The organism is Sphingobium sp. B11D3B (genome assembly GCF_025961735.1).
Taxonomy (GTDB): Bacteria; Pseudomonadota; Alphaproteobacteria; order Sphingomonadales; family Sphingomonadaceae; genus Sphingobium.
Map to the genome: position 1 here is coordinate 2,454,975 of NZ_JAOQOF010000001.1, position 22,877 is coordinate 2,477,851.

Sequence of the window (22,877 nt, forward strand, 5' to 3'; positions counted from 1 at the left end):
CTTCAGCGCCAATCGTCGACCGATATGGTCGTGCGGTAGCCCGCACCGAATATCTGCCAATAGCCATTACTCTCGCCGCCCACCACCACAACATTGATGTCCTGTTCGTTGAACATCGGAACAAGCGCATCCGGCGCAGCTTTGAGCTTGGCGGCGGCCGGCTCTGCGCCAAGCGTGGCGTTAGGATAGATGTAGTTCTGCACCAGTTGCAGATCCCAGTAGCGCGCGGCGGGCATTTGAGCGCTTTCATAGGCGAAGCGGATCAGCTTTTCCTTCGTGTCAAATCCGCCGCGATCAATGAACTGCCGAGCCGCGATCGGGTCCAGCACCAGCGTCGGCGGGCCGACGACGTCGGTGGCTCGCAGCATGTCCTGCACATGTTCGCGCCAGAAGGTTTCCCGCAGGCCAAGGCTGAACGTCGTGGTTCGGCCGCCATAAAAGATGCTGACGGTACTGTCCTCGCGATCAAAGCCCTTCTGGACATGCAGGGGCTTCCAAGGCGACCGCTCCTCATTCTCGGCAAATGTGAGGTTGTTGTACGTGTAGCCGTTTCCGAGCGATCCCATATAGGTTTCACCGGGAACCGAGCCGCCCTGCAGATTTTGGGACAGCAGCCCGTAAGCGCGGCCGATGGTGGCATTGGCGTGGTTGTAGGGCCCGAGTGCCCCCACACCGCAATTCATGTTGATCTGCTGGCGAATGGGGCCGTTGACGACAACCATGGCCGCACCGGAACTGGACGTGCTGCTGCGCGCGCTGAGGCCGGAAGAGGCGATGGCAAGGACGACCGGAAAATATTCGGGCAGGCAGCCGGCCATCACGGCATTCACCGCCACCTTCTCCACTGTGTACTCCCAGAGGCCGCGGTTTGCAGTGGGCTGCATTCGTCCGACGATCTCGTCCGGTTTGCGGCTGGTATGCGCTAGCATAGCAGCGACGCGTTCCTCGGTTGGGAGGACAATCGGCAGCTTGTCGGTCCAATCATTGTCCAGGAACAGCTTGTGAAGCGCATCCTCGTTCGCCGGATCGAGCAGCCGCGGTGTGCGCGCGAACTGGACCGGCTCATCGCCGGCAGCGGCGATGTCCGACGTCAGGGCATCGATTATTTCACGCATGAATGAGAGGCCGGTGACAGGATCTTCGCCCTCTACATAAGCGCGCAATTGATCTGCGCTCTTCCCCATGACCGGTTGGGGGACAAATGCCCGCGGTGCGAGACCGAGCCCGGCCATGCGAACCGTGGAGCGGACGATGGCCGCGAACTTGTCCGTATGGACCGAGACGGTGGGCAGCCCGTAGTTGCTTTCGAGCGTCACTGCGTGCTTTGCTACGGCGGGCGCACAGGTGCTGCAATGGCCCACGCCAAAGATTACAGCATCCGCTTCAGACTGCGCCCGAGCCCATAATTCCGGATCGTCCCGACCATAATAGCCGGACATGGGCACCAGATGGGTCTGAACGTCCGGCAGATTCTCATTCAGCCAGAGTTGGATTTGTTCAAGAAGCCGCGTGGAGTCGTCGAATCGGCTGTCGATCAGGAATATCGTTTTGCCCTGCAAGGTTTCCAAACGAGGAGCCAGCGCCTTTTTCGTGACGATCGGCGGGTAACCGACGGGGTTATGTACGATCATATGTGACTGCCTAGTACGAACGCTATCTGATACGGCGCTTGCCATTCCATTCTCCAACAGACGACTTTCCGCCGTTTTTCCGAGACATATCCCATCATGGGGCGTGGCGCGTTCGCCGCATATCCTCGCAGGAGAAGATAATCAGGCAAATTTACTTTGCAATACTAATTATAAGTAATACGATCCATAGCCTTCGTGCCACTTGCGTCTTTCGCAATCGATGCGAATGAGGCCAAGGGCAGCGACGGCGTGCAGAGCGAAGCAGATGAAAATACCCAAGAGAGCGAATATCGATCGTGCTGCGGAGGGAACCAGCGGCCCAGGAGAGGGCACGCCACCCAGCGCCTTGCCGCACTACGCCCAATGGTATCAGCAAGGTTCGATCGAAGACCTAAGGTTTCGCTTCACCAGCCGGCTGCGTGAGGCGATGCGCATGATGCGCGTGATGCTCGAAGAGGAATTGCGCGCCGAGGGGCAGACCCGCGCTTTGTGGGAAGCGCTTCTCGTGATTGTCCTCTCCGGTGGGCACAGCACGCAAAAGTCTTTGGCCAACCGGCTGAGGATCGAAGGTGCGACGCTCGTTCGGTTGCTAGACGCGCTGGAAGCGGATGGGCTCATAGAGCGCGTTCCGGGCTTGGAGGATCGGCGATCGAAAATGATTAAGCCGACCAGCAAGGGAAAAGCTCTCGCAAAGCGGCTGGTCCAGCGGAGCGACGAGGTGCGCGCGCGCCTGCTGGATGGCTGGACGGAAGCCGATCTGCATGCCGGCATTGCCATGCTGAACAAGTTCGGGGCTGCTCCCACTGCGCAGGAATGAGCGGGATTCTTCCACCGAGAATGTGATTAGTTGCACATATAATTAGCTATGCTATCAATTTGTCTGCCCGTCGCGAATCGCGATTGGATGGCACTCGCAGCGACCGGCGCGATCGGTTGGCACGGGAGGGGATTGGCATGGCGAGCACGGCGTCGTCCGGAACGGTAGACCAGCGCAATAGCGGCGTATCGTCGGCGGGTGTACAGGATTGGCCCAAGCCGCGATCCGCTTGGTACGCGGTCGGCATGATCTCGTTCATTTCGGTGCTCTCGAACATCGACCGCGGAATCATCTCCCTGCTTGTCGAACCGATCAAACGGGATCTGCAAGTCAGCGATACCGAGATGGGGCTGCTGATCGGCTTCGCCTTCTCGTTCTTCTACATGATCGTGGGCCTGCCCATGTCGCGCGTGACGGACGTGCGCAATCGCCGCAACATCCTGACGGTCGGCCTCAGCATCTGGAGCATGGCCACCGCGCTGTCGGCGCTGGCCTACAGCTATCTCACGCTGTTTATCGCCCGGGGGATCGTCGGCGCGGGCGAGTCCGTCAAAGGGCCAACCTCGATGTCGATGATTTCCGATATCGTGCCGCGCAGTAAATTGCCCAGAGCCATGTCTATCTACTCGATGGGTATTGCCGGCGGCATGGCCGCCTCGATGATCATCGGGGGCGTTCTTCTTGAGCTGGTGAAGGACATCACGCCGATCCATGTCCCGGGCTTTGGTCTTCTACGCGATTGGCAGTTCGTTTTCCTGAGTTGCGGCATGCCCGGATTGCTCGTCGCGTTGGTCTTTTTCTTCACGGTCAAGGAACCGACCCGCAAGGGCCGCAAGGTCAAGGGCTCGGTCCCGCTGCCAGAGGTCGCCCGCTTCGTGTGGTCGAACAAGCGCGTCTACGTGCCCCTGCTCCTCAGCCTTGCCATCGGTGCAATCGAATCCTTCGGCATGTCGGCATGGCGTGTCGCCTTCTTCGAGCGCACCCATGGCTGGACGCCCAACCAGGTTGGGCCTTTGCTGGGTTTTGCGGCGCTCCTCACGACGCCCATCGGGCTGGTAATCGGCACCTTGATTGCCGAACGTCTGGACCGGCAAAAGATCCCGGACGCGATGATCCGTTTGTGCCTCTACTCCAACTTCATCACGGTTCCTGCGGCCATCGCCATGCCGCTGATGCCCACCCCGTGGCTGTCGCTAGGTCTGATCATACTCAGCGGCGTGGGCAATGCGATCGGTTCACCCGGGCAGAATTCGGCCATCCAGATCATCACGCCAAATGAGATGAGAGGCCAACTCAGTGCCATCTATCTGTTCACGATCAGCGTAGTCGGCGCGGGACTGGGGCCGCTGTTCGTGGCGCTGATTACGGACTTCGTCTTCGTCGACGAGAGCATGCTGCGCTACGCCATGCTGGCGACGACAGCGGTACTCGGGCCGCTGGGACTGCTGCTCACCTGGCTGGCCATGCGACCCTATGGCGAGGCCGTGACCCGCGTTCTTAAAGACGAGGCGGAGCAGGCGCGACGGTAGGACGCAGTCATAGTCGCCGGGCAAAATGGGGCCCATCACCGCCCTCCACCAGACCGGCGAACATAACCAAGAACAGAGCCATGCAACGCATCATGGCGATGGGGAGAGAAAATATGAGAATGCCACGTTCGATCCGCATGTTTGAGGCTTTCAACCATGGCCTGAGCCGTTCGGCGCTGGCCGTCGGTCTGGCGGTGCTCACGACGGGCAACGCATTTGCCCAGAGCGCGAGCATCGATCCGCAGGAAGGTACGGCCCAGAACGATGAAGCAATCGTCGTCACCGGCTCTCGCATCGCACGGCAGGGCTTCAACGCGCCGACGCCTGTGACCGTAGTCGGTCAGGATAGCATTCAGGCGCAAGGCGACACCAACATCGCCGAGGTTCTCAATGAGATGCCGGCCTTCCGGCCGAGCCAGACGCCGGAAAACTCCTTTGTCACCATCACCGGCAATATCGGCGCGCGCACGCTCGATCTGCGCGGTCTCGCCCCGCAACGCACGCTGGTGCTGGTGAACGGCCGACGCTTCATTCCCTCGTCGCCGCAAGGAACAGTCGACCTCAATCTCATTCCTACCATGCTCATCCAGCGTGCCGAGGTCGTCACCGGCGGCGCTTCGGCCGCTTATGGTTCGGATGCGGTGGCGGGCGTAGTCAACCTGATCCTGGATACCAAGCTGACCGGATTTCGCGCGCAGGGGCAATATGGCATCTCCGAGCGCGGAGATGACGAGAATTTTCAGTTCGCATTCGCGGGCGGCAATTCGTTCGGCGGCGGGCGAGGACATATCGTCGCCGCGTTCGAATATGCCAGCAACAAGGGCATGGGTGGCTGTTTCGACATCGACTATTGCGCGATGGAGTACAGCAACTTCACCAACAACGACTGGATCGCGCCGACTGCCGCGAATCCCAACCCCAACAATCCTCTGCCGAACCGGGTGACCTTACCGCACAAGCATCCAACGCTCATTACCCCCGGCCTCATCAATTCGCCGGGCGCGGGCGGCAGCCCGCTCCTGCGCGGCACATATTTCCGGCCGGATGGCACGCCGGTCATCAACGGCTGGGACTACGGGCAGTGGCCGTCCACCTTCGCTCAAGTTGGCGGGGACGGCCATCTCGAGGATCCGTTCACCTCGGCGCATCTGATGAAGTCGCCTGTCCGCCGCTGGGCAGCTTATGTTCATGGCGAGTATGAATTCACGGACACGATCAAGGGCTTCGCCGAACTGTCCTATGGTAATGTCCTCGGCACGCAGAATGGCGCGCAGTTTCGGGAGACTAGCCTGACGATCCGTCGTGATAATCCGTTTCTGCCGCCCGAGATTCTTGCGCTGATGGGCCCCAGCCAGGCGTCCATTGTACTGGCGCGAGACGGCGATGATTTCGGGGTCGCCAAATACCGTGGGCAGAACCGCACATTCCGCACTGTCGCAGGACTTCAGGGCGAGCTTGGCGGCGGCTGGAAGTGGGACGCCTATTATCAGTTCGGCCACAACAAATATGAGCAGCAGATGGCCAACAACCGCATCAATGCGCGGTTTGCCCAAGCCATCGACGCTGTCCGCAACAGCGCCGGTGACATCGTCTGCCGCGTGAATGCGGATGCAAACCCGGCCAATGACGCGCCGGGCTGCATCGCCATCAACCCGTTCGGTGAAAATCAGTGGGACCCCGCCGCCAAGGTCTTCACCTATGGCGTGGGTTGGCAGAATTCCACGATCAAGCAGCATGTGGTTGCCGCCAATATCCAGGGCGAGCCATTCAGCACCTGGGCAGGTCCTGTCTCCATCGCCGCGGGCGGTGAATATCGCCGTGACACAATTTCGGGCGATGCCGATCCAATCTCGCTAGCCAACGGCTGGTATGTCGGCAACGGCAGCGCCGTGTCCGGCAGAGTGAGCGTAAAGGAGGGCTATCTCGAAGCCATCGTACCGCTCGCCAAGGACATGGCCTTGGCGCAGAATCTCGAGCTGAACGGTGCCATCCGCCTGACGGACTACAGCACCAGCGGCAGCGTCACGACTTGGAAAGTCGGCGCCGTTTGGGACGTGACCGACTGGCTGCGTCTTCGTGGAACGCGGTCGCGCGACATCCGGGCGCCCAATCTGCTGGAACTGTTCGGATCAACAACATCCGTTTCCTCCCGGGTGGTCGGGGCATCCGGCGTGCAGTATCTGCCGCGCGTCTTTTCCGGCGGCAACACCGCGCTGGACCCGGAAATCGCGGATACTTGGACCGCAGGCGTGGTGCTGACGCCGCGCGGCTTCCTCAATGGCCTTCGCTTGTCCGCCGATTATTACGATATCGAGATTCAGGAAGCGATCAGTCAGGTCGGCGGTCAGACCATCGTCGATCGTTGCTTACTGGCAAACGTGTCCGAATTCTGCAGTCTCATCACCTTCGGCGCGACCAATGCCAATGAGATCGTGGAGGTCCGCAATCCCTGGCTCAATCTCAACACGCTGATCGTGCGCGGGATCGACCTTGAAGGGGATTATCGTCTGCGGCTGGGCGACCGGCAGAGCCTGAATTTCCGCGTGCTGGCGTCCTATGTGGCCGATCTCATCACGGTGGACTCGGTCGGCTCGATCAACCGTGCAGGCCAGACCGGCGTTCAGACCGGCGCGCAGCCGGGCCTGCCGCGATGGACGGTCAATTCGACCATCAGCCTCGACAGCGGCCCGTTCAACTTCAACGTCCAAGGCCGCTTCATCTCGGCGGGCATGATGGACGTGACGCTGGTCGGGCCGACCGACGCCGGCTACGATACCGATCTGCCGAACAGCATCAGCGACAATCACATCGAAGCCATGTTCTATCTCGATGTCGGCGCCAGCTATACTTTCGACATCGGCGGCCGTTCGCTCCAGGTCTATGGCGCGGTCAAGAACCTTACCAATCCCACGCCTCCTGTGAATGTCTACAGCGGCTCGGGCACCAACCCCTTCCTGTTCGACTTGGTCGGCCGCAGGTTTACGATGGGCGCGCGGGTGAAATTTTAGATCTAGATTACGTGTAGATCAAAAGCCCTCCCACTTCCGATTCGGCCGGGCTAGTAGAAGCCGACGTAGTCCGTAGAAGTTGCAATGAAGGAGCGTTTCTTCAGTTGCGCGGGCAGGGCATTTCTCAGTCCTACATGTTCTCTTTGCTATTGGCTTCTCGAATTCCAGCGCCATCCGGTCCGGCACTGGAATTCGAGCGATTTGCTCATATGTCTCGCCTATCCGAGCCGCAGATACGACTGGTACCAAATGCGCGGCGTTCCTCTACCCCGATTCGCGTTGGCAACCCTGTGTGATGGCAACACCTCGATTATCGCTAGAACGGATCTCGCGCGGACTTCTACCGCGAGCCAATGACAAACAGCGCTTTTGAGTTTACGCCATGAGCGGCAAGTTTTAAAGCTCGCGCCGGCATGTTCGGAACACCTCTACTCAAAGAAACCCCGACTTGCTTCCACTGAACGGACGGCGGCCTTCAGGATTCTTACGCTAGGAACGGAACTTCCGCGATCAGGGCGCATGTCGCCGTACTTCTTTGAACCTAGGCAGCACAACAAGCGTCAGAGAACGTCGTTTTTGAGCGTGCGGGATGCTCTCCAGTAATGAAAGCCAGCCCAAATGGCGAAGGACGCACAGATGATCATCCCATAGCGGATGCCGACGGTTCCGGCCAACGCGCAATCGATAGCGGCCTGCCCGACTGCGCCGTGGCATTCTGCCGCATAATTGCCAGCATAAGCCCGGGCGGCAAAGGTGTCGCTGAGAAATCCGACGAATAGGGGGCCAATCCCCATTCCGACCAGATTCTGGAAGAATATAATGATCGCCGACGCGGTCCCGCGCATACGCGGCTCCACCATGTTCTGGATCGCGCCGAAGGTGGGCGCGTAATAGGTGAAGGCGAGCGTCGCGCCGATCACCACCAGGGGCATGGCAGTCTGCCAGTTCGGCATCGACAGCCCGATCATGTAGAGCGGCGCTGCGCACAGAAGGCAGAGCGCGGGCAACCAGGCGTACCAGCGCTCGTCCCGCTTGCCTGCCCAGTCGGCTCCCATGCCACCCAGCAACGTGCCGGTGCCATTTGAAATGGCGGTGACGATGCCGAACAGCAGGCCGGCCTGCGTCATGCTCATCTCATAGGCTCGGCCGAAATACATCGGCAGGAACAACAGAATTCCGAAGTTCACAAAGCTGTTGAGACCGCAGGCCATACCGAGATGCAGGAATGTGCGCTTTGCCCCCAAAATACCCAGCATCGCCACAAAGCTGGGCATTTCCCGAGTCATGCTGGCAGGATCGTCAAAACGGCCACGGATGGGCTCTTTGACGGTGAGGATGAGGAGTGCGAGGAGCAGGCCGGGAGCACCGACGATCAGGAAGGTGTGCCGCCACCCCACGGTCTCGCCAAGCCAGCCCCCGCCGAAACCGCCGATGAGCGAACCGAACGAAGCCCCGAGCGCCACCACGGCAAGCGCAGTCGCCCGCTTGTTGCGGGGGAATTTGTCCGACACCATGGACACCGTGCAGGGACTGGCGGCCGCCTCACCGATGCCGACGCCCAGCCGTAGCAGGAGCAGGTGCCAGTAGCTGGCCGCGTAAGCGCTTGCCATCGTCATGAGCGACCAGATGGTCGTCGCGACGGCGAGTAACGTTACCCGCCTGCCCTGATCGGCCAAGCGGGCCACCGGGATACCCGCAGTCGTGTAAAGCAAAGCAAAGGCCAGACCCGTCAACAGGCCGAACTGTGCATCGCTGATGCCGAGGTCGGCCTTAATGGCCGGGCCGAGCGCGGCGACGATCACCCGGTCGATGAAACAAGACAGCGCAACCAGCAGAAGGATGAACATCATCCAGTATGGATAGGGCGAATGGTCTGTCGCCTGCGTTTCTTCATCGTCCATCTTGCCTCTCCCCTCCCAGTCCGTCTCTTTTCTCTGTCAGTCCTTCGTGCCCGGCATCCCCGGTCCACGCTCCACCAATGCAGTGCCGGCCCCAAGTGCGGTATCCGTCCACATCCGCACATCCAGGTCCGCGATCCTCCACCCATCGTCGGCAAACCGAAACAGGGCATGCCATGTGCCCATCCTCCAGGAGGCACCGCGAGGCCAGTATTGCCGGTGGAACTCATGCCGGAAGATCATGCAATACGCCGCCACGCGGATGTCATCCCCTTCCCTGCTGAGTTGGGGGGCATTGAACTGATGTTGATGACCATAGGTTTGGGTGGCGCGCTGACTGATGCTGCCACCGATGAAGGCCTCAATCCCCTCTCGGCCCGTAAACACGCCCGGGCTACCATCCCGCAGCGGATGGCGAAGCACGCCATCGCGCGTAAAACAATCCAGATAGGCAGGCAGATCGCCCGAGTCGATCGCCCATGAATAGCGCGCCATGCGGTCTGAAATCATGAGCCGGTCGCGAATGGAAATACCATCAAACTGGCCGCTCATGCCGCAGTGACCCCATGGTAGGACCACTGAGATATTTTCATTTTTGTCGGCATTCGCCCTCCAGCGTCGCTATGTGATCACCATTGTATTTTGACGATTTTCGTCTCCAGAGCTCTTTCAAGCAGAATCAACGCAATATGTAAAGTTTGCATTGTATATTGCATTTGTCGGCATCCGAGATGTATCAGCGCGCATCAGGCCGGAGTGAATCCGGCGCCTCCTCGCCGGAGGAGGCCATCATCAACAGGGAGAGGAGACGACATGATCTTTCGTGAAATGCTGAAGAGAAGCGCGCTGAGCGGGGCATCGCTGCTCGCTTTAGGTGCGCTTGCGACCGCAGCCCATGCGCAGGACGAAGACGCGCAGGACATCGTCGTGACCGCGCAGTTCCGATCAACCAATCTGCAGGACACGCCGATCGCGATCACCGCGATGACGGGCGAACAGCTCAGCGAGCGCAGCTTCGGCAACATCGCCGATGTCGGAAAAGCCGCACCCAGCGTCACTTTGCGCCTTGGGAGTTCGGGCTACGGCAAGTCCACGCAGGCTTATATTCGCGGCATTGGCCAGTCCGATTTCAACTTTGCGCTGGAGCCTGCCGTGGGCTTCTATGTCGATGACGTGTATCATGCGTCGCTGTTCGGAACCTCCTTCGACCTGCTGGACCTTGAGCGGGTCGAGATCCTGCGCGGCCCGCAAGGGACTCTGTTCGGCAAGAACTCCATCGGCGGCGCTGTTCGCCTGATTTCCCAGAAACCGCAGGACTCGTTCGGCGCCTCCGTCGAAGGCACCTATGGCAGCTATGATCGCATCGATCTGCGGGGCATGTTGAACGTGCCGCTTGTCGCGGACAAGCTGGCCTTGCGCGTCTCCTTCGCGTCAAAGGAACGGAACGGCTATGTGGACCGGGTGGATTTTGCCTGCGCCTATCCGGCCCTGGCCGGCAATCTCAAGCCGACAGTTTCTACTCACGGCAATAGTTGCAAGCTCGGGACTTTGGGCGGCGAGAGCGTGCGCGCAGGACGCGCCGCATTGCGCTGGACGCCTTCGCCCGACATCGAGGTCAATGTCGCTGCAGAAATCATCCGCGATAATTCGGAGGGTGCGGCTGACTCGCTCATTTATGTCAACACGGCAGCGGCGGCGCTGGTCAACCATAACAATAATCGCCTAATCCCGGCGTTCGGCATCCCCTTCGATCAGCGGTTCATTGTCGACCCCTATGTGACCTTCGCGAGCTACGACAGCAAGTTCCTCGGGCGAGCCGTGCCGGCCGTGAACACCGTTCATTCGGAGAGTTATTCGGGCGATATCAGCTGGACACTTGCAGAGGGCGTGCAGTTCAAATCGATTACCGCCTATCAGACGTTCAGCGGCCGCTTCACCCAGAACGCCAATAACGCGCCGCTCCCGGTCGCACTGACCGATAATCTGGCGGGGTTCGATCAGTTTACCCAGGAATTCCGCCTAGTCGGGACTTCGTTCAACGACATGCTGGATTGGGCGACGGGCGTCTTCTATTTCGAGGGCGACAGTTCCTTGGGGGGCGGCGCCTATCTTGCGGCCTCCAACATCGCCTTTGACCAGAATGACAGCACCCACGCCACCAACCGCTCCGCTTTCGCGCATGGTACGCTGCATCTGACCGAGCAGTTTTCCGTGACGGCCGGCCTGCGGTACACCAAGGAATCCAAGACCTATCGCTTTGACCGGGTCAATGTGCCGTCGGGCACGTCCTTCTTTGCAGGCGGCCCCTTCACCTCTCCCAAGTCGGAGATGGAACGCGTCGACTACAAGCTCGGGATGGATTACCAGCTGACCAGCGATGTCATGGTCTACGGCCAGTTTTCGACCGGCTTCAAGGGCGGCGGCATCAATCCTCGCCCCTTCACGCCCGCCACGGCAGTGCCGTTCGGGCCTGAAACGCTGAATGCTTACGAGATCGGCCTCAAGAGCGACCTGTTCGATCGACTGGTTCGGCTCAACCTGGCCGCCTATCACAGCGACTATTCCAACCTGCAGTTGAGCGCGAATGGGTACGATATCAATGGCGTCCCCAGCATCGTTGTTGCCAATGCCGGCAGCGCGCGCATCAACGGCCTGGAAGCTGAACTGGAGATCCGGCCGGCGCGGGGGCTGCAAATCGATATGTCCGGCAGTTACACGGACTTCAAAATCAAGGATCTCGGCGCTGCGGCAGGCGTTTCAGGCGGCCCGTCGCTCGCCAGCAAAGCGCCCGGTTCGCCGGAGTGGAAGTATAATGCGGGCATCCAGTACCGCGCCGATCTGGGCAATGGCGGCACGCTGACGCCGCGTTTCGACGTCTACTACCAGTCCAAGGTTTTCAACGAGTGGACCAACAATCCCCGTGCGGTGCAGGAAGGCTATGCAGTGGCCAACGCCCGCCTTGGCTATAATGCCCCGGATGACGAATGGTACGCGGCCGTCTCGGTCACGAACCTGTTCGATCAGTTCTATTATGTGAACAAGTTTATCCAGTCGGGAAGCTACATCTTTACCGGCCAACCCAGTCGCCCGCGTGAATGGGCGGTGACGGTGGGCCGCCGCTTCTGAACGCTCCCTTCTGAACGCTTCCTTCGCTCAAGGGGATGTCGCCCAAGCGGCATCCCCCCTTTTCGAAGCCGCTTCGAACGATCGGCCCAGCCAAGGGAAGGATAACCGTAAGGCGTACGACGTCTGGGCCTTTCTGCAGAACGCCTAGCGCCGACATGGGCTGAATGAAACTATTTCAAATAATTGCTGACATAGTCGCATATAGAATGTAATTCTTGCATTGAAATTCGCCCCAGGTTATTCTCTTACCAAGGAGAGAATGATGTCCGTCAAAGCCCCCCCAAATCTTGGCAATGCCGCTTTTTCCAAGGCCCTGCGCGCGTTCGAGGCAGTCGTGGGATCGCAGTGGGTCCTTTCCAGCGATGAGGACCGCGCAACCTATATAGACCCCTATGCGCTCGGCGATGGGCTGAACCATGAAGCTTCCGCCGCCGTTGCGCCAGCCAGCGCGGAAGAAGTGCGCGCCCTTGTCCGGCTCGCCAATGAACATCGCGTCCCGCTGTGGCCCACCGCCCGTGGGAAAAATCTGGGCTATGGCTGGGCAGCGCCGGCCATGCCGGGATCGGTCGTTCTGGACCTCGGCCGCATGAACCGCATCCTGGATGTGGATGTGAAATATGGCCACTGCCTTCTCGAGCCGGGCGTAGGCTTCTACGATCTCTACAACTACCTCCGGCAGAACAATATTCCGCTCTGGATGTCGACGCCAGGCAATGCCTGGGGCAGCGTGATGGGCAACGCCCTGGAGCGAGGCTTGGGCTACACCCCCTATGGCGATCACGCGGCGAAAATCTGCGGTATGGAGGTAGTTACGCCCACAGGCGATCTGCTCCGGACCGGTATGGGCGCGATGGCCGGGAGTAAAACCTGGCAGGCCTATCAGCACGGCTTCGGTCCCTCCTGGGATCAGGCCTTCGTTCAGTCGAACTTCGGGGTGGTCACCAAGATGGGCCTGTGGCTGATGCCCGAACCGGAAATGACCTTGCGAGCGAAAGTCGAGCTACCTCAGGCCGACGACATCGAATGGGCCATTCGCGAACTCCACCAACTGCGCGTGAACAATGTCGTCGACCACAATTTCGTGTTCGGCAATTATCTTCACGACGCGGCCGTGCTGTCCCAGCGCAGCGAGTGGTACGACGGCAAGGGCGCCCTCCCCGATGCCATCGCCGAGAAGATGATGAAGCATTATGACATCGGATGGTGGCGCTTCAATCTCGGCGTCTATGGCCACGAAGGCATTGTCCGCGCCAAGGAGCAACTGATCCGCAAAGCTCTTGAGCCCCATCTCGGTAAGGCCATCGAGTTCGAGGTATGGCAGCGGGGCGATCCTCTCGACAAGGCGGCCGCGCGGGCGCCGAGCGCGACGTCTCTCCAGATCGTTAATTGGTGGGGCGGCCGCGGCGGCCATATGGGCTTCTCCCCGGTCATGCCGCCCGATGGCACCCTGGCCCGCAAGACCTTCCGCGCGATGAAGGCGCGCTTCGAGGAACATGGTCTGGACTATTATACCTCCTTCACCATGGGTCATCGCCACATCAACAATGTGAACATCCTGCTCTATGACCGTGACGACGCCGACATGGTGGCTCGGGCCAACAGGCTGTTCCACGTGCTCATCGCCGACGCCAAAGCAGCCGGATTCGGAGAATACCGCACCCATCTCGATTTCATGGATCCGGTCGCGAAGAGCTTTGATTTCAACGGCGGCGCCTTGGCGCGGTTCAACGAGACCGTGAAGAATGCCATCGATCCCAATGGCATCATTGCACCCGGTAAAAACGGCATTTGGCCAACAGCCTACAAAGCCCACGGCCAGGGAGAGGAAGCGTGACTGCCATCCAGTGTAGTGCCGTTGCGGCGCTGATTATCGCGAGCACAGCGGCTGCCTTTGCATCGTCTGACGCGGCCACGCCTGTCCCGGCATCAACCACGGCATCGGCTACGGCTTCGCCCGGGAAAGACGGGAGAGCACTGTTCCTCCAACATTGTGGCTACTGTCATTTACCTGGAGGCACAGGTACCATCCAGCTCCAACGGCGCTGGGGCAAGGAGCGCGCGCTTCTTGCCGAACGGACCGATCTTCCGGCGGATTATGTGAAGGTGGTCGCACGCCACGGCGTGTTCAGCATGCCGCCGATCACGCGGGTTGAAGTGACGGACGAGGAGCTGGAGAGGCTCGCGGCATTTCTTGCCACGCCCGACAAGGACAAGGCGCAGGCACGATGATAAGGCGAGACCTTCTGAAGCTCGGCGGCCTTGCAGCCGCTGGCCTTATCCTCCCGCCACATCTTCGGGCGGCGCAGGCCACAGCGCAGATGCGACATGTGATCGTGGACCCCCGTTTCGCTGGAACGAGCGCTTTTGCCGCGGCGGCAATCGATGCCCAGGCTCAGCTTCTGCACAGCCACGGCGATCTTGCGACGCTCTGGTATGGGGCGTTGCGCGAGGCATCATATGGCAGCCTGATGGGTTTGACCGGCTATGCCGATATGGTCGTCGCCCTTGGTATCGCGGCAGAGATGCGCGGCTCGCTGCGATTTTGCATGTCCCATCAAACAGGGGGTGAGCGTGCTGCACATCGCGTGTCGATCGGTCCGGCCGCGCAAGCGGATGTGTTGGAGGCTGCCGGTGAGCAATGGCCCCAAGCGCTCTGGACCATGATGAGCACCCATACCAACGCTCCAATTGACAGCCGCCTACGGGAGCGAGACAGAGAAAAGCGCAACGGAGTCCTGTGGTCCTGGGCCATTGCCTAAGCGGCGCGGATCGCTCAAGCTTCGCGCTCGGCAGAGCCGGTTCAAGGAGTAACGGAATAGATGGTCACGTCGTCGAGTGAAGGAACGGTCCGCCGCCGCGCGGGCGCAACCCTCGCCGACGTCGCCAGGGCAGCGCAGGTCTCGACGGCCACCGTCTCAAGGGCGTTGAATACCCCCGATCTTCTCACCAAGGAAACGCTCGGGCGTGTTCATGCCGCCATTGCGGAAACGGGCTATATCCCGTCGCTGACGACCGGGACGGTGATCACCAACCGCAGCCGGCTCATCGCGATCATGGCGCCGCCGACCCCGCTCGAACTGTTCGACACGACGGTGCGGGCTGCGGTCGCGGCGCTCGATGATGGCGGCTATCAGACGTTGCTCGGGATTTACGAGAGAGATGCGACCCGAGAGAAGATCGTGACCCAAATTCTGAGCCGCCGCCCTGGCGGTCTCATTCTCATCGGCCTCCCCATTTCGCCAGACGTGCGCGCTTTGCTGGTCGAATCCAACCTGCCGATCGTCGAGACGTGGGAAACCCCGATCAGTCCCATCGATATGGTGGCGGGAATTTCTCACCATGATATCGGCATCGCAGTGGGCAACTTCCTGATGCGCAAGGGCTATCAGCGCCCGATGATCTTCTCAACGGACAGCAGCAGAGGGCACATCCGTCGCTATGGAATTTCGAGGGTGTTGATGGAAGCAGGGCGGCCGGAGCCTCGCAGTATCGACCACAGCCTGCCCGGCACCATCGGCGAAGGCCGGCGCAGCTTCGGCCGTATATGGGAGGCGGGCGAGAGACCGGATGTGATTGTCTGCTCTTCTGATTGGCTGGCGCAAGGCGTGCTGATCGAGGCCGCCGTCCGCAGCGTCCGCGTTCCCGATGATCTTGCCGTGATGGGTTTCGGCGATTTCGACTTCGCCCAGGAGTTGGAGCCATCCTTGACGTCCGTCCGGATCGACGGCGCCAAGATGGGGCGTCAGGCAGCGGCCCTCATGCTCAAGGCCTTGTCCAAGAACCAGCGTGATCGCGCCAAAGCAGCGCGCGTGGACATCGGCTTCACGCTTGTGGAACGGCGCAGCACCTGAGCCCGATGTCCCTGCCGGCAAAAGTGAGCACTCTCTCGCCACGACTACGCCCTTTCTCCCCCCTCCGGTCCGCCTGCTATCGCCTCAATCTGCGCGCGCAGCCAGCGGTGTGCAGGATCATTATAGCGGCGCCGGTGCCATGTCTGGACGAATGGGAAGCTGTTCAACCTGAACGGTAGAGCGCTGCAGTGTCCGTATCCCAGATGCTCGATGCTCCGGCGCGCTGCGGTCAGTATGAGATCGGTCCCCATGATCAACTCAGGCGCTGTCGACCAATGCGGGACTTGCACGGCGATGCGACGTTTGTGCCCAAGCCGCGCCAGCGCATCGTCGATTTCGCTATCGTCCTGCAGAGCCACCGTTACGCGGACGTGAGGACGCGCGAGATACTCTTCCAACGTCAGCGCGTCGCCATCGCTCGGCTGATCGAACAGGCAGGCAAATGTCTCCCCAAAGAGTGTTGTACTTCGCAGATCGCTGCGCCTTGCTCGCCCCAGCAATGGATAAACGCCAACAGCAAGGTCGATTTCCGCATCCGCCAGCGCAGCGAGCGCGCTCCCGGCCGTAGGATATGACCGATAGATCCATCAGTGGTGCCAACTTGCGCAGCCGTGCAACGAGTTCCGGCAGCAGGATCGCTGCGCCATAGTCGGACAAGGACAGGCGGAAATGACGGCTGCATGTCGTGGCATCGAATGCAGGTTGATCGGTCATCGATCGGATGGTGGCCAACGCGTGCGCAAGAGGCTCCGCCAATTGCTGCGCACGCGCGGTCAGTTGCAGACCGCCCTTGCCTCTCACCAGCAACGGATCGTTGAACACATCCCGAAGTCTCGCCAGTGCATGGCTGACGGCCGGCTGCGAGCGGTTAAGCCGCGAAGCTGCGCGCGAGACGTGTCGTTCCTCGATCAGGGCTTCCAGCACTGGAAGCAGGCTGAGGTCGGCCGGGGTCAACTCATCCATATTCTGCATATTCATCATATCAATGAGGAATTTTCATTCCATCTGTCAATGATGCACGTTCCTCAACAAAGGAGCCGGAGCATGATGCAGTCAGCCAAAACGGATCTGGGATTTTCCCACGTTGCCCTTGTCGTCCGCGATCTCGATCGAAGCATCAGCTTCTACGAGGCGTTCGCCGACCTTCATGTCGTTCATCGTAGGGTGGCCGGCGGCGATGTGGACGAGGTGGCATGGATGGCTGATGGAGTCCGCCCGTTCGCGCTTGTGCTGGTGGCTTCAGCCCGTTTGCGCGACACGTCGCTTGGGCCATTTGGGCATCTCGGCATCACATGCGCCCAGCCCGAGGACGTCTTCCGGCGCGCGGCCCAAGCCAGTGCTCGCGGCATCTTGCGCTCCGCGCCCCGCAACGACGGGCCGCCCGTCGGGCTATGGACGTACATTGCCGATCCCGACGGAAACACGCTCGAGCTTTCCTTTGGGCAGGAGATCGCCTTCACGGTTCAGTCGGACAAGTGTGCGAATACATAGGATAGGTTGCTGCCGCTCTAGGACGGCAGCAGGAGGAAAATCATGAGAACGCGTATCAAAGTGTGCTGTATTGCATCTCCGCAGGAAGCAGACATAGCAATTCGAGCAGGCGCCGATGCACTGGGCCTGGTGGCACGCATGCCGTCCGGCCCCGGCCCGATCTCGGACGCCCGCATCGCCGAAATCACCGCAATGGTGCCCCCGCCGGTCGCCACGTTCCTTCTGACGTCGGAGACGACGGCGGAGGCAATCTCGGCGCATATCCGTGCGACCAACCCGTCCACGGTCCAGATCGTGTCGCACATCGATCCAGCCGAGTCCGAGAAACTGGCAATGTTTGAGCCCCACATCCGCCGTGTTCAGGTGATCCACGTGGAAGGCCCTGAGGCTCTCGACCTGATCCCCGGTTACGCGCCCCACATCCACGCCTTCTTGCTGGATTCAGGGCGGCCGAACGCCAAGATCGCGGAGCTGGGCGGCACCGGCCGTGCCCATGACTGGGCCGTCAGCGCGGCGTTTGTGCGATCGACCGACAGGCCCGTGTTTCTGGCGGGCGGGTTGTCGGCGGCGAATGTGGCAGATGCGATACGGCAGGTTCGGCCCTTTGGGCTGGACCTGTGCTCAGGCGTACGGACCGATGGCCAGCTCGACCCGGAAAAGCTGAGCGCTTTCGTGGCTGCGGTAACGCAAACCGACGCGGCCGTGGCGAGTGCGGATACGACCGATGGAAGCCATTGCTGCTAACGGCCTGCCGGGCTTTGCCTCAATCCGAGAGTCCATCGGCTGTGACAGCAATCTTGCGCATGTCGTTGCTGGTCATTTTCTGCATGTCGCGATGGACGGCATCGGACAGGTCTCGCATCTGTTCGGGCTAGCGTTCGCGCAGATACGCCTCCTCCAGCCACAAGCCGGCTGTGATCAGCCGCAAATCGACCTGGATCTGGCGTCGCTCATCATTTTGACGCTCCAGCGGATCGCCACGCAGCTTGGTCGTGACTTGGCGCAGGATTGCAGCATTATCAGCGGCGGACAGCTTGCGCGCGTTCGCCAGTTCCCAGGCAACCCCGAACATAAGCGCGGTCGCGCCGGCGACGGTGTCCGCCGGATAGCTTCGCGCGGCCAACTCGCGGGCCCAAACGGTTCGCGCCTTTCCGGATCTTAGAAAATCGCCAGGAGCGACAAGCGCAAAGCGGAGCGACAACAAACTGCCTGGATTCTTGCTCACCGCCTCTTCCACCTTCGCCGTCACGGTGCGCGAACGATCGAAGGGAATGCCTGCGCGGGGATCGGCTATCTGGCTCCCATGTTGGGATGTCTGCTCCGTGGCAGATGCGCCGGTCGTTTCGCTATTAAAGCCTTCCGTAAAGAGGCGAGTAACGCGGGCCGAATCGATTTCGGCCGCATTATCCGCCTCGCTGGATTTCGAGCACCCGGTCGTGCCCAGAAGCAAAAGGAGAGCCGCAGCACCGTCTTTCGCACTCCGATAATGCCTCAACTCAAAACCCTCCTCATTCGCGACACGCCGCGACCATTTCGCAAATCCTCCATCAAACGAACATCACCTCGGCCAGACGATGGATTAGATCGGCGAGCCGTTTCAATATCTTACATATGCCAGCTACTGTTCAGCTACGACATGCTCAAACTGTGCCCACAAAGGAGAACATTGTGCGCCTCGTTCTTTTGGCCGCTTTCGGCACCCTCTCATTCACGGCGCCCAGTGTCGCGCAGGTGATGATTGACGTGCCGATCTGGAGCAACGGCATTCTCGGGCAGCAGGCGTTGCGCAGCACCTTCGACCATTATGACGAGACGCATGGCACCAGCGACGATGACGCGGCACCAGGCAAGCGGGCGAGCACCTGCTCGGCGGACGCACTGCCCACCGCAGATCGCCGTCGCATGGAAACCGAATATGTCCGCCGCGCCCGATCCGACGGTAAGGCAAGCGCCGACGTCTGGGTGCGTGAGCAAGGCATGCAGTTCCGCCAAAAACTGGCCGCGCAGGGCGTGTGCTGATGCACAAATCCAGCACCATGCTCTTTGTGGCGACGCTCGTTGGATCGATTTTTTGTGCCCCCGCGACCCAGGCTCAGGACAGCAACACGCTCGACCGCCACCTTGAGCATCAGCAGTGGCAACGTCTGCAAGATCACCAGAACCAGTCCCGCACAATGAGCCCCGGGGATAAGAAGGCAGCGCAAGCCAGTTCCAAGCCCCAATTGCAGACATGCTCTGCCGATGCGCTGCCTGCCGCCGATCGTCGCCATCTGGAGGCAGAATATGTCCGCCGGGCGCGCGCGGATGGTAAAGTCAGTGCGGATGCCTGGGTTCGCGAACAAGGCAAGCAGTTCCGTCTGAAATTGATCGCGCAGGGCGTCTGCTCCGATCCCGAGGCCGACACACGGTCCGCAGCGAATAATCGAGCCAAGCCGGACCAGAAGGGTTGTGACATGGTCATGCGCCCAGTCGCCGGTCTGGGCGGCGCGCCCATGACGATGGCAATGGTGCCTGATTGCGGTGACGACTGACTTCGACCGGACTATCAGCGGCCGGGCAGTTTGGCCAATGTCGACGACCCGCGATCATCCCGAACATTGTGGATGACCCCCACTTCGGACGCCTCATCCTTGATCAGATCATAGCGCATGCGCACGGCAATGTCGGTCCGGCACGGTCCTGTCCCCGGCCGGTCGACGCTGCACGCCAACACATAGGTGCGGACCACATCCAGACGCTGAGGGTCGAGCTTGAGCTGCCAGTTGAGCGCGTAATTGGGCACATGCCCGCCTATCGAATCCTTCGCCAGCGCATCCCGGGCGACGTCCGCCAGCTTGTCGCCAAGGCCGCTCTCCCGGACGTAATGCACATAGAGCCGCAGGTCAGCCGCACGCGGCCGATCATCTCCGGCCGCGATCGTTACTTGGTAGCTCGGCTCTGCTGCCCGCGCGCCCGGCAGGCGGCTGTCGAGCGTCATGGACTGCGGGGCGGTCGGCCCTCCCTGCGCCGGACGCAGAATACGCAAGGATAACACCTGCAAATGCTCGTCTGCCTTGGCCGGCAAAGCTTGCCGATAGGTCGTGATGCATGGGACCAGTCGGTCAAGCGCTGGCTGTTGGTCGGCTGGATCAAGCCCAAGTTCCACGATCACCCTGAAACGGGATCCGCTCTCCGCGTCGTCGAGCCCCAACATCGGGATATCGCAAGCCGCAAAGCCCGCATTGAGCGCCTTGAGCTTGATGCCCGTCGCCACAGCCTCTGCATAGGCGCGGTGCAGGCGCTGCTCGCAGGCCGTGCCCACGCGGCACTGCGCCGGGTCGGCATCGATCGCGAAGCGCAGGCGTGTCAACGAATCGCCCCTCTTCACGAGCGCGACGTCATAATGGCCCTTTTGAAGATAGCTGTCGTGAAGGACGAACGCGCCGGGATAAACCGCCTCGGCCAGTGCGACCCCGGCCTTTTCTGACCCCGGACGGTCGCCACACCCTGCCAGCGCAAGCGCAGCAACGGCAGCAATTGCGATCGATGTCCATGCTTTCGTTCCAGCAGCGGTCATTACTGGTGGCACGGCCCCACGACGCGATCCACACGCAGCACAGGCCGATCATCTTCGCCCGGGATCAGCCGCCCTTCGATGGCAAGACATTGCCGTTCGTTCCACGCTGTCCTGATCGCGGCAAGCGCAGTTGGATCGCCGATCATCGGCGGCGACGTTTTGCTGCCGTCGAGGTCGACATAGAGCATAGCCTGGCGATCAGTCTGACCCGCCTGTCCCTTTGGGTCGAACAGGGCGCGGCTCGGGCACGGCTGGCGAACGCAGCGGACGCCAGTATCGCCGATGTGCAGGCGCGCCGCGTGCGCTTGATCGTCGTTCGCCACCAGAGGTGGCGGCGCCACCTGGGCACCGGCAAGGGCGAGCATGGCAATAAGGGGGGCGCTCATCTTATCTCCTGTCCTGCTGATCGTCCATGCCGGCCGCGCTGCTGTCGCGGACGACAACGGATCCCGCGAACACCACCATCGGCGCATGGTGATGGCCGGTATGGGCGCCGACCGCTCTGCCCGCCACGGTCACGTCCTGACCGACAGCGTGCTGGAGCGCGCGAAGAAGCGCTGGCTCCATGGCATGAACCTGCACCCGGTCGAACCGCTCGCTGCCATCGGCAAATTCGCCATCTTCCAGACATATGCGGCGCGGCAGTTCCAGTATGAAAACCTGTTCTTCGGCGTCGCCCTGAGCGACACTTTCATAATTGGGCGGGCCGGGGAAGCTCTGAAGCGTCAGCTTACCGGCAACGGTGACGAGAGCGTCTGGGCGGGTGGCGTTTACGCAACGCTGAGCGATCTCGTTCCCCGCAGCGGGCACGGCGGGCATAACGCATACGGCGCCGACCAGTGCGATCCATTCAAGCTGCACCCGTCTCACCGCGTGCGTGCGGCCCCTCAATACCACCGGCAACATGCTACCGATTGTCCAACCCATTGCGTGTCCTCGTCTCTCGGATTTGGTCTTTGCCGGCGATCATGTCATCCCGCAGCTTTTGCAGCCCTGCCCGGACTTGGGCCAACTCTTCGGCGGGGCGCTCCTTGGACGTAACGCCGTTGGCGTGCGCGGCGTCCCAGGCGAGCGCGGAATCGATGTGCGCTACGGCCGCGTCGACATCGCCGAACGCATATTCATTGATCGGCCGGCCGACGGATTCGCTCAGTGCGGAAAAGAGAGGCTGATTCTCGGCCAGCCGTTCCGGCTCGGCGGCAAGAAGGAAACGATAGCGAAGCTGGCCGATGTAGAACCAGCGTACCGCGTCATCCATTCGGCCTTCGGCCATCAGCTTCGTCGCAAGAATGTACAAGGCGGCGGGATGCACAGTCTCCGCTTCCGCAATGATTTGCTCGGGCATCTGTTGGGCGGGATCGGCGGGCATGGCTTGCTTTTCTTCCGCTGCAAGGGCCGCGGACAATGTCAGCGCAAAAGCTGGAATCAGTGCGGCTAAATTCTTGTGTGACACGAGGGCGCCCTTTTCCACAGCCATTGTGAACTTAAGCCGTCTTCCCTAGCATGCTCACGCCATTGAGACGGATAACTGATTGGTCGAGCGGCGGCATCCATGGCCGCCTTCAGTTCCAATAGACCCGCCAAGGCTGCTCCTGAGTTCCGCCATATTCCGCTAGGCGCAGCTCGTTGTCAGGCCCCAAATGCCGATGCCACGTTAGCGCGAGCGGCCGCTTCCTTAACAATCAACGCGGTACCGCAGCGCATTAACCATCTCTTTTTCCTACGAGATGATTTTATTGCTGTTAATTTTCGTAAATTGCATCTAAGGGCCGGTTAATGCGAGTCTTCTTGAAAGAAAATCAGCATTAAACCCGACAATGGCAAACCATCGGCGACGATGGGACGCAAAGCTTCCGGTCTCGAAAGAGATAGCGGGGATGCCGAAGGAACAAAAAGTGCCCGACATATCTTGTCGTGTAGTTGCGCCATCTCTCTCTAGACTTCAGCGCCCTGCTCTACAAAAATATGAG

General features: G+C 60.7%; 21 protein-coding genes, 1 pseudogene and 1 riboswitch. Of the genes and pseudogenes, 12 read left to right on the forward strand and 10 right to left on the reverse strand.

What is annotated here, in order from left to right; all coding sequences use genetic code 11:
- Positions 1-2 precede the first annotated feature (2 nt).
- Positions 3-1,631, reverse strand: coding sequence for a hypothetical protein (locus tag M2333_RS11460; RefSeq protein WP_264611838.1), 1,629 nt, complete (start codon positions 1,629-1,631; stop codon positions 3-5).
- Between the two features lie 265 nt (positions 1,632-1,896).
- On the opposite strand from M2333_RS11460, the gene M2333_RS11465 reads away from it, so the two are divergent.
- From M2333_RS11465 to M2333_RS11475, 3 genes are all read left to right on the forward strand, one after another.
- On the forward strand, positions 1,897-2,448 hold the full coding sequence (locus M2333_RS11465) for a MarR family winged helix-turn-helix transcriptional regulator (RefSeq protein ID WP_264611839.1): 552 nt from the start codon (positions 1,897-1,899) through the stop codon (positions 2,446-2,448).
- 137 nt (positions 2,449-2,585) lie between these two features.
- Positions 2,586-3,977: an MFS transporter gene (locus M2333_RS11470; RefSeq protein ID WP_264611840.1), complete on the forward strand. Its 1,392-nt coding sequence runs from the start codon at positions 2,586-2,588 to the stop codon at positions 3,975-3,977.
- 113 nt (positions 3,978-4,090) lie between these two features.
- Positions 4,091-6,985, forward strand: coding sequence for a TonB-dependent receptor domain-containing protein (locus M2333_RS11475; protein ID WP_264611841.1), 2,895 nt, complete (start codon positions 4,091-4,093; stop codon positions 6,983-6,985).
- 560 nt (positions 6,986-7,545) lie between these two features.
- On the opposite strand, the gene M2333_RS11480 is transcribed toward M2333_RS11475, so the two are convergent.
- Both M2333_RS11480 and M2333_RS11485 read right to left on the reverse strand, forming a co-directional pair.
- Positions 7,546-8,886 (reverse strand): spinster family MFS transporter, encoded by a 1,341-nt coding sequence (locus M2333_RS11480; protein ID WP_264611842.1) that lies wholly within the window; start codon positions 8,884-8,886, stop codon positions 7,546-7,548.
- Positions 8,887-8,922: 36 nt separating this feature from the next.
- Positions 8,923-9,435 carry a nuclear transport factor 2 family protein gene (locus M2333_RS11485; protein ID WP_264584161.1) on the reverse strand — a complete coding sequence of 171 codons (513 nt, stop codon included), beginning with the start codon at positions 9,433-9,435 and terminating at the stop codon, positions 8,923-8,925.
- Positions 9,436-9,696: 261 nt separating this feature from the next.
- On the opposite strand from M2333_RS11485, the gene M2333_RS11490 reads away from it, so the two are divergent.
- The 5 genes from M2333_RS11490 (at position 9,697) to M2333_RS11510 (ending at position 15,860) form a co-directional block, all read left to right on the forward strand.
- A complete protein-coding gene (locus tag M2333_RS11490; protein ID WP_264611843.1) occupies positions 9,697-12,009 on the forward strand; it encodes a TonB-dependent receptor in 2,313 nt (770 codons plus the stop codon).
- A 220-nt stretch (positions 12,010-12,229) separates the two neighbouring features.
- The gene (locus M2333_RS11495; protein ID WP_264611844.1) at positions 12,230-13,843 is read left to right on the forward strand and encodes an FAD-binding oxidoreductase; all 1,614 of its coding nucleotides are present in this window, start codon (positions 12,230-12,232) and stop codon (positions 13,841-13,843) included.
- Positions 13,840-14,238, forward strand: a complete 399-nt coding sequence (locus M2333_RS11500; RefSeq protein WP_264611845.1) for a c-type cytochrome — start codon at positions 13,840-13,842, stop codon at positions 14,236-14,238. Before M2333_RS11495 ends, M2333_RS11500 begins: the two co-directional genes overlap by 4 nt.
- 89 nt (positions 14,239-14,327) lie before the next feature.
- The gene (locus M2333_RS11505; protein ID WP_264611846.1) at positions 14,328-14,768 is read left to right on the forward strand and encodes a hypothetical protein; all 441 of its coding nucleotides are present in this window, start codon (positions 14,328-14,330) and stop codon (positions 14,766-14,768) included.
- A gap of 60 nt (positions 14,769-14,828) precedes the next feature.
- Positions 14,829-15,860 carry a LacI family DNA-binding transcriptional regulator gene (locus M2333_RS11510; protein ID WP_264611847.1) on the forward strand — a complete coding sequence of 344 codons (1,032 nt, stop codon included), beginning with the start codon at positions 14,829-14,831 and terminating at the stop codon, positions 15,858-15,860.
- Positions 15,861-15,904: 44 nt separating this feature from the next.
- Here the strand turns inward: M2333_RS11510 and M2333_RS17000 are convergent, their stop codons facing one another.
- Both M2333_RS17000 and M2333_RS17005 read right to left on the reverse strand, forming a co-directional pair.
- Complete coding sequence (locus tag M2333_RS17000) at positions 15,905-16,360, reverse strand: LysR substrate-binding domain-containing protein (protein WP_413716491.1); 456 nt, start codon at positions 16,358-16,360, stop codon at positions 15,905-15,907.
- A 319-nt stretch (positions 16,361-16,679) separates the two neighbouring features.
- Positions 16,680-16,841 (reverse strand): annotated as a pseudogene (locus M2333_RS17005) (LysR family transcriptional regulator); the annotation flags it as partial.
- A 66-nt stretch (positions 16,842-16,907) separates the two neighbouring features.
- On the opposite strand from M2333_RS17005, the gene M2333_RS17010 reads away from it, so the two are divergent.
- Both M2333_RS17010 and M2333_RS11525 read left to right on the forward strand, forming a co-directional pair.
- A complete protein-coding gene (locus M2333_RS17010; protein ID WP_413716527.1) occupies positions 16,908-17,351 on the forward strand; it encodes a VOC family protein in 444 nt (147 codons plus the stop codon).
- A 42-nt stretch (positions 17,352-17,393) separates the two neighbouring features.
- Positions 17,394-18,095 carry a phosphoribosylanthranilate isomerase gene (locus tag M2333_RS11525; RefSeq protein WP_264611850.1) on the forward strand — a complete coding sequence of 234 codons (702 nt, stop codon included), beginning with the start codon at positions 17,394-17,396 and terminating at the stop codon, positions 18,093-18,095.
- 127 nt (positions 18,096-18,222) lie between these two features.
- On the opposite strand, the gene M2333_RS11530 is transcribed toward M2333_RS11525, so the two are convergent.
- A complete protein-coding gene (locus M2333_RS11530; RefSeq protein ID WP_264611851.1) occupies positions 18,223-18,846 on the reverse strand; it encodes a hypothetical protein in 624 nt (207 codons plus the stop codon).
- Between the two features lie 173 nt (positions 18,847-19,019).
- Between M2333_RS11530 and M2333_RS11535 the strand changes: the two genes are divergently transcribed.
- Positions 19,020-19,370, forward strand: coding sequence for a hypothetical protein (locus tag M2333_RS11535; RefSeq protein ID WP_264611852.1), 351 nt, complete (start codon positions 19,020-19,022; stop codon positions 19,368-19,370).
- Positions 19,370-19,882, forward strand: coding sequence for a hypothetical protein (locus M2333_RS11540; RefSeq protein WP_264584150.1), 513 nt, complete (start codon positions 19,370-19,372; stop codon positions 19,880-19,882). Before M2333_RS11535 ends, M2333_RS11540 begins: the two co-directional genes overlap by 1 nt.
- Before the next feature lie 14 nt (positions 19,883-19,896).
- Here the strand turns inward: M2333_RS11540 and M2333_RS11545 are convergent, their stop codons facing one another.
- The 4 genes from M2333_RS11545 to M2333_RS11560 all read right to left on the reverse strand — a co-directional run bounded on the left by M2333_RS11545 (position 19,897) and on the right by M2333_RS11560 (position 22,384).
- Positions 19,897-20,907, reverse strand: coding sequence for a hypothetical protein (locus tag M2333_RS11545; protein WP_264584149.1), 1,011 nt, complete (start codon positions 20,905-20,907; stop codon positions 19,897-19,899).
- Positions 20,907-21,293 carry a hypothetical protein gene (locus tag M2333_RS11550; RefSeq protein WP_264611853.1) on the reverse strand — a complete coding sequence of 129 codons (387 nt, stop codon included), beginning with the start codon at positions 21,291-21,293 and terminating at the stop codon, positions 20,907-20,909. The genes M2333_RS11545 and M2333_RS11550 overlap by 1 nt, the downstream gene beginning before the upstream one ends.
- A gap of 1 nt (position 21,294) precedes the next feature.
- Positions 21,295-21,726 (reverse strand): DUF4431 domain-containing protein, encoded by a 432-nt coding sequence (locus tag M2333_RS11555; protein WP_264611854.1) that lies wholly within the window; start codon positions 21,724-21,726, stop codon positions 21,295-21,297.
- 88 nt (positions 21,727-21,814) lie between these two features.
- Positions 21,815-22,384, reverse strand: coding sequence for a hypothetical protein (locus M2333_RS11560; RefSeq protein ID WP_264611855.1), 570 nt, complete (start codon positions 22,382-22,384; stop codon positions 21,815-21,817).
- Between the two features lie 332 nt (positions 22,385-22,716).
- Positions 22,717-22,792: riboswitch (cyclic di-GMP riboswitch) on the forward strand.
- Positions 22,793-22,877: the final 85 nt, after the last annotated feature.

Excerpts from the sequence above, each read along its gene's own strand:
- M2333_RS11560 (WP_264611855.1), bottom strand. The coding sequence starts at position 22,384 with ATGGCTGTGGAAAAGGGCGCCCTCGTGTCACACAAGAATTTAGCCGCA.
- M2333_RS11465 (WP_264611839.1), top strand. The coding sequence starts at position 1,897 with ATGAAAATACCCAAGAGAGCGAATATCGATCGTGCTGCGGAGGGAACC.
- M2333_RS11460 (WP_264611838.1), bottom strand. The coding sequence starts at position 1,631 with ATGATCGTACATAACCCCGTCGGTTACCCGCCGATCGTCACGAAAAAG.
- M2333_RS11555 (WP_264611854.1), bottom strand. The coding sequence starts at position 21,726 with ATGCCCGCCGTGCCCGCTGCGGGGAACGAGATCGCTCAGCGTTGCGTA.
- M2333_RS11545 (WP_264584149.1), bottom strand. The coding sequence starts at position 20,907 with ATGACCGCTGCTGGAACGAAAGCATGGACATCGATCGCAATTGCTGCC.
- M2333_RS11470 (WP_264611840.1), top strand. The coding sequence starts at position 2,586 with ATGGCGAGCACGGCGTCGTCCGGAACGGTAGACCAGCGCAATAGCGGC.
- M2333_RS11505 (WP_264611846.1), top strand. The coding sequence starts at position 14,328 with ATGCGACATGTGATCGTGGACCCCCGTTTCGCTGGAACGAGCGCTTTT.
- M2333_RS11490 (WP_264611843.1), top strand. The coding sequence starts at position 9,697 with ATGATCTTTCGTGAAATGCTGAAGAGAAGCGCGCTGAGCGGGGCATCG.
- M2333_RS17010 (WP_413716527.1), top strand. The coding sequence starts at position 16,908 with ATGCAGTCAGCCAAAACGGATCTGGGATTTTCCCACGTTGCCCTTGTC.
- M2333_RS11480 (WP_264611842.1), bottom strand. The coding sequence starts at position 8,886 with ATGGACGATGAAGAAACGCAGGCGACAGACCATTCGCCCTATCCATAC.
- M2333_RS11550 (WP_264611853.1), bottom strand. The coding sequence starts at position 21,293 with ATGAGCGCCCCCCTTATTGCCATGCTCGCCCTTGCCGGTGCCCAGGTG.
- M2333_RS11485 (WP_264584161.1), bottom strand. The coding sequence starts at position 9,435 with ATGAGCGGCCAGTTTGATGGTATTTCCATTCGCGACCGGCTCATGATT.
- M2333_RS11475 (WP_264611841.1), top strand. The coding sequence starts at position 4,091 with ATGAGAATGCCACGTTCGATCCGCATGTTTGAGGCTTTCAACCATGGC.
- M2333_RS11525 (WP_264611850.1), top strand. The coding sequence starts at position 17,394 with ATGAGAACGCGTATCAAAGTGTGCTGTATTGCATCTCCGCAGGAAGCA.
- M2333_RS11510 (WP_264611847.1), top strand. The coding sequence starts at position 14,829 with ATGGTCACGTCGTCGAGTGAAGGAACGGTCCGCCGCCGCGCGGGCGCA.
- M2333_RS11540 (WP_264584150.1), top strand. The coding sequence starts at position 19,370 with ATGCACAAATCCAGCACCATGCTCTTTGTGGCGACGCTCGTTGGATCG.